Raw genomic sequence first — 12,084 nt, 5'->3', positions numbered from 1 at the left:
GACGCAGTTCCTGCAGTGCCAGGCCGGTCTCTTCATCGATCGCCCGCACGCTCCCGCAATCGGTACGGTCCTGTGGATACAGCGATTCAAGACGGTGGCCGTATCCCGTGTATCTCTGGATCCAGCGGATAATGGTACTACGGCTAATCCGAGTCCGCCCTGAATGCGGAATCTGCCACTTGCGAGCGCACTTCTCCCTGAGCAATGACTCCCGTTCTCCTCGATCCAGTCGGGTGGCGCCGACAAAGTCGGCAATCACACCGTAACGGAAGACCGCCACAGCTTGCTTCTGTTCTTCAGTCATCGTTTCCTCCTTGATAAGGGTTTGCAAGCACCCTAAATCAAGAAAAAAGACGGATCACCGGCCGACTTCACTGGGGTGGTCTCTGTGCGGTGACCTTCCCGGTTTAACTGACCCGGGCCACTGGAATCAGACCGCGTAACAGCAACACATCGAAGCCCGCCAACAGCCCCAATGTCCAGCCGTTGGTCAGATGCGCCTGAACCTGTCGGCGCAGATTGGCCAACCAGTGCCGCAAGCGCGAGCGCGGCAGAGCGGAGCGTGGCCAGCGCCCTTGAGTCAGTCGCTGGGCAAGATGATCACGGAGGATCTCTCTGGATGTGTGGATGCGGCGAAAATGGGAGTCAGAAACACAAAAAGGGGTCACGTCTCAACTTCTGACACTTTCAAAACTTGCCTCCAGCCGTTCAATCAATGTCTTCAATTCACGGTCTTTTTCGGCTTTTATTGTCAATCTCCGGCTGGCTTGAGAGATGGCCGCATCGCTTATCCCAAAGCGTTCCCCGATCTCTTTGAGTTTTGCGCCGCTGTATTTCTGGCAACAATAGATGCCGAGATTTCTCAACAGCTTTTCGTCCCGCAGATCAACTGTCGCGACCGTTGCAATGATTTCATCCATTGACAGTCGCTGCGTCAGTTGCTTTAGCGCTGGAACATTCCTCACATCCCGGTGACCTCCGAGATTCCGCTCCGACACTTCAGCAACAAATTCCGGACTCCCCAGCACTGTCGAGGCGACCACCTCTTTCAGCGGATTGTCGTATTCCCTGACAAGAAGGTCTTCGACAAACTCCCGATACCTCTTGTGCGCTTTTGCGTTATCCCCGCCGAAATAACCGAGGATGAAATCCGTTTTCAGCCATTCGGGTGCCCTGTTTTGGCCGATGTAGCAACGATAGCTGGACCAGCGGTATTCCTCGGGTCTGGCAACCATTGTGCCCCTGACCGGATTCAGATGGATGTAGCGGGAAAGTTCAGCGGCATATTCATCGGCCTCGACGAGGATCGCTTTGTATCTCCCCTGGAACAGGTGGCCGGCCCTTTTTCGCTTGACGTTAAAATAGCTGGTGTAGGCGCCGTTTATGTGTCTCATGATCTGGGAAAGGTTTCCCGCAGGGGTTTCCAGCAGCAGATGATAGTGGTTGCTCATCAGGCAGTAGGCATGAATAATTGCTCCATAGCGCACAACTGCCGATTCCAGATACGAGAGAAATTTCTCCCGGTCCTTCTGGCTTTTGAATACGTCTTTCTGCTCGTTGCCCCGTGACGTGACATGGTAATGGGCACCGGAATATTCGATCCTTAATGGCCGTGCCATTGCAGCCTCATTTGATTGTTATGACCTTCGCCAAACATATCAAAAAAGTTAAATATGTCAAGAGTTGAGACCTGACCCTATGGCTTTTTTGACCCTATGGCTTTTTCGAACTGCTAAAGAAAATCTTTAAACTCATCGTAGACTTCATCAGCACCAACGGCGAAGTTGAGACCCTCAGTTGCTCTAAGTCCAAATGTGTTGACCCCAACAACTATACCGTCTTCAAGAGAGACCAGCGGGCCGCCGCTGCTACCAGGATTGATGGCTGTATCGGTTTGAATCAAAGTTGTGCCGACAGATTGACCAAATTTTCCATCGTCGGTACGTACAGCGCTGATGATCCCCCTGGTGATCGACCAGTCAAGCCCTTCTGGTGCACCAATGGCCATGACACTTTCGCCGACGGAGTGTGTCCGCGAACTCAAGTCAAGGTAGTTGTCGTTGCCAGAGTCAATTTCGATCAGTGCAAGATCTTTGCTCGGAACGGTTTTGACGACAGTTCCTCGCACAGCTTCTTCGTGGCCGCGCTGCAAGACGGCGACAGTTCGGTACCCCTTGACCACGTGGTAATTGGTGACGATAAAACCCTTGCCGTTGATGAAAAACCCCGAACCTTGACTGTTCCGGACAAAAATCCGAACGACTGCATTGAGGAAGTCGTCGTAGCGACTGCTGGCCAGACGCTGCAAAACCTGTTGTTTGATTCTGGCTTTGGTGGCATCACTTTTGACATCAACCACGCGAACATTTTTACTACCGTTGGAATAGCCGTAACTATCAGTAAAAACGATACTTTCGCTGGTGTTGTCGGAGGACTTTGCGATGAGCCATTTTGATTTTGTGGTCGGTGAGGTGTCGCTATTTACCGCGACGACTTCAGATTTTTTCGGGGTGAAGTCCCAAGGAGCAACAGGTTGACCTTGGCTCCAGATGGCAATTTTCTGTTTCCGTACACTTTTTTCATAGCGCTTGATGTTCTCATCTGAGGTGTTGTATGCCCAGGCAAGGCCCTTACCCAGAAGGGTGTAGCGGAGGCTGCGGCTATCGGCGGTGACATCGGTATAAAACCGACGGCTGCGCGGGTCATATTTGGCCTCGACTGTAACGGTTTTTCCAAGAATCAGAGATGTGGTTAAGTCCGTCGCTTCTTGAAAAAAAGATTGCCCTTTTTTGGGGCACATGATGTCTTTAATATGGAGTTCGAAGGTTTCGCCCTGATGTTTTACGATAAAGGTATCGCCCGAAAGAACCTGAACAACTTCGACGGTGTTGCGTCCGGTGAGCGTGGCGGATTGTGCAACGCCAAAACAGAGTAGCAGGGCAATGACCAAGAGCATGAGGGGGCGTGTGCGTGAAAACATTTTGGAAACACCTTGTTTATCAGTCAAATGAATGAACCCGCAGCAAGCTACGGGGTATCAACAGCCTACGACCTTTGCTAACTCGCGCAGCAAGCTGCGGGCAATTAGACCCAATTTTTGATTAAGCTCAACAATACAGGGTTCTTCTTTACTTGCAACTCACCCCACCATGTTAAAAAAAACCGTCAAATCCAGGCACATGCCCTGGGTTTGACGGTTTGTAAATATATGATGAAAAGTGTACATTTGTCCCGCTCCATTCCCTTGCCTGACGGCGTTTTCTTCAACCGACCCCGTGTAAAAAAACCTGAGCAAATGACCGCCTTAATAGAACATAATTTTAACCGGGGTGCAAGAAGGTTTTCCGACCTGATGCACGGTTGCTCGCATATCACCCGGCGCGGGAATCGTCGTCAGCGGAAGCTGAAGCTCCTGATGACGGGGCCGGATGGCTCTCGCGATGCACAGCAAGATGCCCCCATGCTTGATTGATCGACATCAGTTCCAGGGTGTTGATATTGACGTGCGGCGGCAGGGTCGCTGCAAAAAAGACCACCTCGGCGATATCTTCGGGGCGCAGCGGATCGGTCCCGGCATAAACCGTCTTCGCCCGTTCTGCATCGCCCTTGAAACGAACATTGGAAAACTCGCTCTCGGCCATCCCCGGTTCAATATTGGTCACGCGCACCCTGGTGCCGAGCAGATCGGCGCGCAGGTTGCGGGAGAACTGCTGGACAAAGGCCTTGGTGCCGCCGTAAACATTGCCGCCGGGGTATGGCCAGTTCCCTGCTGTTGAGCCGATGGTGATGATGTGCCCGCGATTGCGCGCGACCATTTTTGGCAGAATGGCGCGGGTGCAGTACATAACCCCCTTGATATTGGTATCGACCATTGTCTCCCAATCGTCCAGGTCAACCTCCCAGGCCGGTTCCAGCCCCAGCGCCAGGCCGGCATTGTTGAGGAGCAGATCGACATTGTCGAGTCGTGCCAGCGCCGCTGTCACCGCCTGGCGGTCGCGCACATCGAGGGGAATGGCCGCAGTGACCGCCTCCCCCAATTCATCCCGCAACTGCTCCAGCCGTTCGGTCCGGCGGCCAACGATGATCACCTGCCACCCCTCACGGACAAAGCGGCGGGCGCAGGCCGCGCCAAATCCTGAAGTCGCGCCGGTAATCAAAGCGGTCTGTGCCATAAGATTCAACTCCTTCGCATGCTTCTGACGCTGCAACGCGCCATCAATTCATGGTGTAATCAACCTCGTGACAGCGCATCTACGCCCTCCTCCGCGACCTCATCCTCGGGCCGGAACAGCAATATCGTCACCGACCGCTTGTCCCGCAAACGCCCGAATCCGTGCTGCTACCCCGGCAGCGTCAATCTGCAACAGCGCGCGTAACTCGGCCTGGGTCCCTTGCTCGACAAATGTATCCGGAATCCCCAGCGTCAGGACGTGCGGGGTAAGACCGGCCGCGGCGAAGAGTTCCAGTACAGCTGAACCGAAACCACCCTGAATGGCGTTCTCCTCAAGGGTCACCACGGTTGCAACGCGTCGCCCTTCAGCCAGCAACAATTCCCGGTCGAGCGGTTTGATAAAACGGGGATCGACCACCGCAAAATGGATCCCCTCGGTCGCCAGTTGTTCGGCAGCGGCCAACGCCTCGCTGACCAGCGAGCCGACGGCGAAAATCACCCCGTCATCGCCGTCGCGCAATTTTTCACCACGCCCGATCGGCAGCGGCTCAATCGCCGCCGGGAGCTCCAGTCCGCGGACGGTGCCGCGCGGGTAGCGGTAGGCGAAAGGTCCGTCGCTTTCGAGCGCGGTCGCCATGATCCTGCGTAGTGCTACTTCGTCGCGTGGCACGGCGAGGACCATATTCGGCATGTGCCGCAGGAAAGAAAGGTCAAAAACCCCGTGATGGGTCGGGCCGTCAGCACCGACCAGCCCGCCGCGATCCATGGCAAAAGTGACCGGCAGTTTTTGCAGACAAACGTCATGCAACACGTTGTCGTACGCCCGCTGCAAAAAGGTCGAGTAAATGGTCACCACCGGGCGCATCCCGTTGGCCGCCAGTCCGGCAGCGAATGTCACAGCGTGCTGTTCGGCAATCCCGACATCGAAAAAACGCTCCGGAAACCGTTCGGCAAACGGTTTCAGCCCGGTCCCTTCGAGCATCGCGGCAGTAATGGCGACAATACGTTGATCGTGCTCCGCCAGTTTAACCAGGGTGTCACCGAAAACCGCAGTGTAACTTTGCGCCCCGCCCTTGGTCTCTTTGACCACCCCCGTCTCGCGGTCAAACGGGCCGACACCGTGAAAGATCGGAGGATTTTTCTCGGCGGGGGCATACCCCTTCCCTTTTTTGGTGATGACATGAACCAGGCGCGGACCTTTTAATTTGGAGACGTTGCCGAGTGTCTCCAGCAATTCATCGAGATTATGTCCGTTAAGCGGCCCGACGTAATCGAAGCCGAACGCTTCAAACAGCATCCCCGGCGTAAGAAATCCCTTGAGTGCTTCTTCGGCGCGACGCGCGACACCGAGCAGGTCCTTGCCGAAGCGGGGAACACTGGTGAGAAAACTCTCCGCTTCGTGACGCAAACGAATAAAGAGATCGGAGGTCAGTTTGCGATTCAAAAAAGAAGAAATCGCGCCGACATTGGGAGAAATCGACATTTCGTTATCGTTGAGGATGACGATAATATCCTTGTCGAGATCCCCGGCCTGATTCAGTGCCTCAAACGCCAGACCGGCGGTCAGTGAACCATCGCCGATCACGGCAACGATCTTTTCCGTCCCCCCGCGGGCATCGCGCGCGGCGGCCATCCCCAGTGCGGCGGAGATCGAGGTGCTGGAATGACCGACACCAAAAACATCGTGCACACTTTCGGCCCGCTTCGGAAAACCGCTGATTCCGCCCAACTGCCGCAAGGTGTGGAAACGCTCACGTCGCCCGGTGAGCAATTTATGGGCATAGGCCTGATGACCAACATCCCAGATAATCTTGTCGTAGGGGGAATCGAAAACCCGGTGCAGGGCGATAGTCAACTCGACCACCCCGAGGGAACTTGCCAGATGACCGCCATTAATGGCGACGGTGGTGATGATCTCGTCCCGTATTTCATGCGCCAGAATCTTGAGTTCTGGAACCTTGAGTTCTTTCAGTTGGGCGGGGTTCGTTAATGTATGTAGATATTCCATTATTATTTTGTGTCCATTCAGGAAGTTCTATCGACCATGTACGTTGCGATTTTTCGCAACGGCTCGGCTTCCGTGCCGAATGACTGCAATGCGGCGATGGCCAGTTGACACAGCTCATCTGCCCGCCGCCGGGCCTCGCTCAAACCAAGCAAGGCAACGTAGGTGGCCTTGCCGCGTGCGATATCACTGCCGACATCCTTGCCGATTTCTGCCTGGTCGCCAATCACGTCGAGGACATCATCGGCAACCTGAAAAGCCAGACCAGCGGCTTCGCCGTAACGGGTCAGGGCCGTCAGCTGTGCAGCGGTCGCGCCGCCGGCCAGCGCTCCGGCCTGTAACGCCGCAACAATCAGTTTGCCGGTTTTATGGGTATGAATAAATTCGAGGGACGGCAGATCAACCTGATGGTGACCTTCCGCCTCCATATCCGCTATCTGTCCGGCAACCATGCCGAAGGCTCCGGCGCTCCGGGCGATCAACTCAATGACGGCGCACCGCTGTTGCGCCGACAGCCCGGCATTTCGTTCCTCATCGGCAAGGAGAGCAAAGGCCTCGGTTTGCAGAGCATCACCGGCCAGGATCGCGGTTGCCTCGCCGAATATCTTGTGATTGGTCGGTCGCCCGCGACGCAAATCGTCGTCATCCATCGCGGGCAGGTCGTCATGAATCAGTGAATAGGTATGGATCATCTCCAGGGCACAGGCCAACGGCAGAGCGACACTGATCTCCCCCCCCACCGCTTCACAGGCCGCCAGAGCCAGAACTGGCCGGATGCGTTTACCACCGGCAAAGACCGAATAACGCATCGCCTCATGCAGCTGGCCGGGGAAGTGTGTCGCCGTGGGCAAGAACTGATCAAGCGCGGCATCGACCAGCGCGATCCTTTCCGCACGATAAGTTTTCAAATCAATCATTATTGATGCACTCGGCGTTCGGTCTGCTACTCAGCTCAGCAGACAATTCCTCAAAACGCAGCTCGGCGCCGCGCAGTTGTTCCCGGCAACGGCGCACGGCTTCAACCCCTTTTTCAAAACAGGACAGCGATTGGTCGAGGGTCAGCTCACCGCTTTCGAGTTTTGTCACCGCTGCATCGAGTTGCTGCAATGCCGCTTCAAAACTTGTCTTCTTGCTCAAAGTCATCTCCTGTAGAGGTTCGATTATCGCGTTCAGAGTGCCAGGAGTCAAGGTCTTTCCCGGTTCCAGAGCGCCAGTAACTCAAGCGGATCGACCAGCGCGCCGTGCAACCTGGCAGTCCAGTGCAAATGAGGCCCGGTCGACCTCCCGGTACTCCCCACCCGGCCGAGGGTGGTTGCCGGTGTCACGGTGGAACCGACCTGAACGGCAATCGATTCGAGGTGCGCATAAAGGGTGAAAAGCCCTTCACCGTGATCGACAACCACCGTATTGCCGGTATAAAAATATTCCGCCGTCAGCGCAACAATGCCGTCCAGGGCAGGATGCACGGGCGTACCTCGCGGACTGCGGAAATCGGTCCCGGAATGTGCTGATTTCGGTTCGCCGTTAAAAACCCGCCGCAGTCCAAACTGACTGCTGACCGGATTAGCGACCGGAAGTTGCAGCTTCGGCCACAGCGAAGCGCTGCGCTGACCGGCAAAAATTTCAGCCAGCACCGCCCGTTCCGCGGCAATCCGCCGCAACGTAGCGGGGTCTTGCGGACTGACCAGTGCGGGATCAACGGTCAGACGTTCTTCCGGTCGCCCGGCGTCACGCACGGTAATCCGCTGGCGGTTAAAGGTCGTCTGGCCGTGGCGATCGACCACCGCCACAGTGAGTGGATAGTCCCCCGCCAGCAACCCGACATCGACCCCGAGAACTCCGATTGCGCCCTCCTCAACCGGTTGCAGATAAAACACCCGGTCGGCGAAACGGGCAACGGCCGAAGACGGTTTTGCCCCTTGCCAGCGAATCATGGCCACGCCGCCGTTAACCGGCTGTTGCGGCGCAATAGTCAACTCTTGGCCCCACACCGGAGTCACCAGGAGGCTGAGCAGGATAATGACAAACAGTCGGTTCATGATTCAACCTCATCAATCGTCGCCGTCGCACGCCCCGCAGCAAAGCGCAGGGTGACGCTGTCGCCAGGCTGTAACCGGGAGGCATCGCGCACCCCGCGTCCCCCCTGTGCGGTGGTCACCAGCGCATAACCGCGCGCCAGGGTGGCCAGCGGCGACAGCTGATCAAGTCGCCCGCTCGCCTCGCGCAGACCGGCGGTGGCGTCGGCGGTTTGTCGTCGCGCCCCTTCCCGCAAGCGCAATACTGACATCCGCAGCTGTTCCACCCGCAGCCGCAAGGCGCTCTGCGGCTGTCGCAACCGTGACGTCAGGTCATTGAAACGCTCGCGCTGACGCTGTAACTTGCCCTCCAGCGACGCACTCAGACGCATCGTCAGTTGGTCCAGATGAGATTCAAGTTCGAGGCGACTTTTGCTGACCATTTCCGCAGCGGCACTCGGCGTCGGCGCGCGCAGGTCGGCGACAAAATCGGCGATGGTGTAATCGATTTCGTGACCAACCGCCGAGATCACCGGAATCTTCGAGGCGGCAATCGCGCGGGCAACACATTCTTCGTTAAACGCCCACAGATCTTCCAGTGAACCACCGCCGCGCCCGACGATCAGCACATCGGCCTGCGCGTGCCGGTTAAGGTCGGCAAGGGCCGCCACAATTTCCCCCGCCGCTGTCGCCCCTTGCACCGGCACCGAACGCAACAGCACGCGACCGCCGAAACCGCGGCGCCGCAGAATCTGCACAATATCCTGCAACGCCGCACCGGTCGCCGAGGTCACCACGCCGATGGTTTCCGGAAAGACCGGCAAGGGCCGTTTGCGCCCGGCACTAAACAATCCCTCAACGGCGAGTTTTTGCTTCAACTGTTCAAACGCCAGTTGCAGTCCCCCCACGCCGCGTGGTTCGAGTTCGTCGACAATCAACTGCAACTCACCCCGTTGCGGGTAGACCGATATGCGCCCCACACAAATCACTTCCATGCCATTTTCCGGCCGGAAGCGCAGCTGGCTGTTCTGTCCGCGAAACATCACACCACGCAACTGGGCACTGTCATCCTTGAGGCTGAAATACCAGTGGCCGGAAACCGGGCTGACAAAATTCGACAACTCTCCGGCTACCCGCACATTCATGAAATTCTCTTCGACCAGATCGCGCAGCAGTGCGTTCAGGCGGGAAACGGTCAACAGTGGTCGGGCTTCATTCAGCATCGGATTTCGATCGCGTTAAATAAGTTAAATATCCTGAATTTATTGACTTTTTATGCAGACAGGCCTATAAAACTTCCAGCATCCCGGAGGTCTCAATGGATCCTTATATTATTACCGTTGCCAGTGAAAAAGGCGGCGTCGGCAAAACCACCCTGGCCACCAATCTGGCGATCTATCTCAAGGCGCTGGCGGAAGATCTGCCGGTCACGCTGTTCAGCTTCGACAACCATTTCTCTGTCGATAAAATGTTCCGCATCGGGACTGGCAGCGGACATGGTACGGTGGCAGAGCTCTTCACCGGTCGCCGGATCGAGGAGCTCACCGAGCTCGGCCAGAACGGTGTAGAGTTTATTCCCTCCAACCGGCAGTTAAGCACCTTGCGCGACATGATTACCGGTGATCTGCTGGCGAGAACGCTTCAGCAGAGTCGCGGTGGTGGCGGTATCATCATCATTGACACCCGCCCCGATCTCGATATTTTTACCCAGAACGCCCTGCATGTTGCCGATCGCATCATTATTCCGGTCAAGGATACCGCTTCGCTGGAAAACAGCCGCTATATCGTCGATTTCGCCACAACTCACGGCGGGGGGCGCAAGACGGTGCGGATCCTTCCGTGTCTGGTCGACGCGCGCATCCATTTTGAGGGGCCGTTCAAAAACGCCCTGCAACTGCTGCGCGGTTATGCCATCAATCGCGGTTATCGCTGTTACGACGGGCATATTTCCAAAAGTTCCAAAGTCGAGTCACTCAACACCAACCCCGAGGGGCGTATTTTTCCGGTCATTCATCACGCCCGCAACACCGATGTGCATCTGCAGTTTGCTCATCTTGCCCGCCAGATTATTGCCGACATCAAGGACACTCCCGAGCGGCGCATCGGTCAACTGCGGTTGGCCGAGGAAGAGCAGCATCTGCGCCGTGACCATGCCCTGCAACAGCGCATCGGCGACCTGGTGCCGATCTGCCCGCTCTGCTCAGAGAAGATCGTCGACGACGGAGCAATCGCGGCGGTCGGCTACTTCTGGGTGGCGCATCACGAGCAAATCAGCGGCTATGCCCATGATGATTGCCTGGCCACTCTGTTGAGTCAAACTTTTTATCCGACCAGCAATCCCGGTGATGCGCTCCGGGAGCTTTTCCACGAAACGACCCGGCATGATCATTTTGTCCTGCAACGCACTCAGCGCAGCCGCAACTACCCTCAACAGGAGATGGCCTGTTACCGTTTCGACCCCGCCGGACGGTTACTGTCGCAGCGCACCACAGAGGACGCAGCGGTCCAGCAGTGGTTACGCCACTGCTTCGGTGGCAATCTGGAACGGGTCGCTGACGGGTTCATCTACATCAGCCATTGCGACACTGACCTGCCGGAGGAGGCCCTCTATCCGGAAGCGGAACTGGCGCGACGAGAACTGTTCAGGCGGATCGAAGCCCAGCTGCTCTGACTATCAGCGTAACAACAGAGCGGAAACCGGGACGAATTGCAGATCGCTGCTTTGCAGCAGTGGGATTTCCTGTTCCAGTGCCGCCAGTGTCTCCGGATAGGGGTGGCAAATCCCGATTGCGCGCCCGCGCCGCTTTGCCACCTCGACCAGTTTGCGCAATTCACGCACAATCGCATCAACTTCCGGCACATTGTCAAGGAAGACATCGCGCACCGCAGTCGGCACCCGGGCGCCGCGCGCGGTTTCCATCGCCAGTGAATTATGTGAAGTCAGGCTGTCAATAAAAAAAATGTTCTTGTCACGCAGATAATCGACCACCGTCCGCATCCCCTCGCGATCTTCGGTGAAACGCGACCCCATATGATTGTTCCCGCCGACCGCATATGGCACCTGAGCGACAAATTTATCCATCCGGGTGCGCAGTCCTTCAGCGGTCATGCCAACCATCAGCGCATCTGCTCCCGGATTTTTTTCCGGATAACCGTGCGGCTCCATCGGCAGATGAATCAACACCTCACGATTTTGCCCATGGGCCAGCTCAGCAACCCGTTGCGCATAAGTTTCCCCCGGCAAGATCGAAAAGCTCAAGTCGGTCTCCAGCGCCAGCAGTCGCCGGACAATCCGCACATCGCGTCCCAGATCATCGACAATCAGCGCAATCCGTGGACGCACTTTCGCGGTGGACGTCGACGCAGAAAATTCGAGGGCATAACGCAGTGCGTCGCCATCATAGAGATCAATCCGCCGCTTAACCTTGTCGCTGGCCACCCGGAATGTCTCCGCCAGGTGTTTCACCGCGACAGACAATGCCCGAAGTTGTTCCTGGTCGGGGAAAGGTGCCTCCAGGGTAAAGGTTTTTATCCCCTGCCGATCGCTAATACGTGGACTGCGCAGGTCAATCCCGAGATCCCAGAGGATCAGTTCCAGCGCGACCTGAAGCTCGGCGGGAGAGTTTTCCGGCGCGACCGGCGCGGGGATCACATCCTCGATGGTGCGCGGAGCTGGGCGCTCGTCATAATCCTGCACAGGCTGCCGCACCCACAACACCAGACCGGCCAGCAGAACAATCCCGATCAAAATCATTCCGCTGACGAAACGACCTCCGGCGGTAACCGAAGGCTGTTTCTTAACCGGAGGTTTTTTCTTTGACGGCTTTTTTTTATGAGTGGTCGCTGGTTTTTTGGTCGCCATGATACTGCTAAACGGAGAGCTCTTCGCCGCC

12 protein-coding genes are annotated in these 12,084 nt (G+C 56.7%); 1 reads left to right on the top strand and 11 read right to left on the bottom strand.

The annotated features are described in order from the left end of the window. From K0A93_08595 to xseA, 10 genes are all read right to left on the bottom strand, one after another. Window positions 1-304 (bottom strand): IS481 family transposase (locus K0A93_08595; GenBank protein MBW6512151.1); only part of this gene is annotated, 304 nt, incomplete at its 3' end. Between the two features lie 103 nt (window positions 305-407). Then, window positions 408-668: a hypothetical protein gene (locus K0A93_08590; protein ID MBW6512150.1), complete on the bottom strand. Its 261-nt coding sequence runs from the start codon at window positions 666-668 to the stop codon at window positions 408-410. A 3-nt stretch (window positions 669-671) separates the two neighbouring features. Continuing rightward, window positions 672-1,619, bottom strand: coding sequence for a transposase (locus tag K0A93_08585; protein ID MBW6512149.1), 948 nt, complete (start codon window positions 1,617-1,619; stop codon window positions 672-674). Between the two features lie 113 nt (window positions 1,620-1,732). Further along, window positions 1,733-3,007 (bottom strand): trypsin-like peptidase domain-containing protein, encoded by a 1,275-nt coding sequence (locus K0A93_08580; protein ID MBW6512148.1) that lies wholly within the window; start codon window positions 3,005-3,007, stop codon window positions 1,733-1,735. 364 nt (window positions 3,008-3,371) lie between these two features. Continuing rightward, complete coding sequence (locus K0A93_08575; protein ID MBW6512147.1) at window positions 3,372-4,172, bottom strand: SDR family NAD(P)-dependent oxidoreductase; 801 nt, start codon at window positions 4,170-4,172, stop codon at window positions 3,372-3,374. Between the two features lie 99 nt (window positions 4,173-4,271). Next, window positions 4,272-6,182 (bottom strand): 1-deoxy-D-xylulose-5-phosphate synthase, encoded by a 1,911-nt coding sequence (gene dxs / locus K0A93_08570; GenBank protein ID MBW6512146.1) that lies wholly within the window; start codon window positions 6,180-6,182, stop codon window positions 4,272-4,274. A gap of 14 nt (window positions 6,183-6,196) precedes the next feature. Then, window positions 6,197-7,090 (bottom strand): polyprenyl synthetase family protein, encoded by an 894-nt coding sequence (locus tag K0A93_08565; protein ID MBW6512145.1) that lies wholly within the window; start codon window positions 7,088-7,090, stop codon window positions 6,197-6,199. Then, window positions 7,086-7,313: an exodeoxyribonuclease VII small subunit gene (gene xseB / locus K0A93_08560; GenBank protein ID MBW6512144.1), complete on the bottom strand. Its 228-nt coding sequence runs from the start codon at window positions 7,311-7,313 to the stop codon at window positions 7,086-7,088. Before xseB ends, K0A93_08565 begins: the two co-directional genes overlap by 5 nt. Window positions 7,314-7,360: 47 nt before the next feature. Then, the gene (locus K0A93_08555) at window positions 7,361-8,215 is read right to left on the bottom strand and encodes a M23 family metallopeptidase (GenBank protein MBW6512143.1); all 855 of its coding nucleotides are present in this window, start codon (window positions 8,213-8,215) and stop codon (window positions 7,361-7,363) included. After that, window positions 8,212-9,414, bottom strand: coding sequence for an exodeoxyribonuclease VII large subunit (gene xseA, locus K0A93_08550; GenBank protein ID MBW6512142.1), 1,203 nt, complete (start codon window positions 9,412-9,414; stop codon window positions 8,212-8,214). The genes K0A93_08555 and xseA overlap by 4 nt, the downstream gene beginning before the upstream one ends. Window positions 9,415-9,509: 95 nt before the next feature. On the opposite strand from xseA, the gene K0A93_08545 reads away from it, so the two are divergent. Continuing rightward, window positions 9,510-10,862 carry a ParA family protein gene (locus K0A93_08545; GenBank protein MBW6512141.1) on the top strand — a complete coding sequence of 451 codons (1,353 nt, stop codon included), beginning with the start codon at window positions 9,510-9,512 and terminating at the stop codon, window positions 10,860-10,862. 3 nt (window positions 10,863-10,865) lie between these two features. Here the strand turns inward: K0A93_08545 and K0A93_08540 are convergent, their stop codons facing one another. Beyond that, window positions 10,866-12,053, bottom strand: a complete 1,188-nt coding sequence (locus tag K0A93_08540; GenBank protein ID MBW6512140.1) for a divergent polysaccharide deacetylase family protein — start codon at window positions 12,051-12,053, stop codon at window positions 10,866-10,868. Window positions 12,054-12,084 lie beyond the last annotated feature (31 nt).

Source organism: Desulfuromonadaceae bacterium (assembly GCA_019429445.1).
Lineage (GTDB): Bacteria > Desulfobacterota > Desulfuromonadia > Desulfuromonadales > JAHYIW01 > JAHYIW01.
This window is presented reverse-complemented; position numbering and strand designations above follow the sequence as displayed.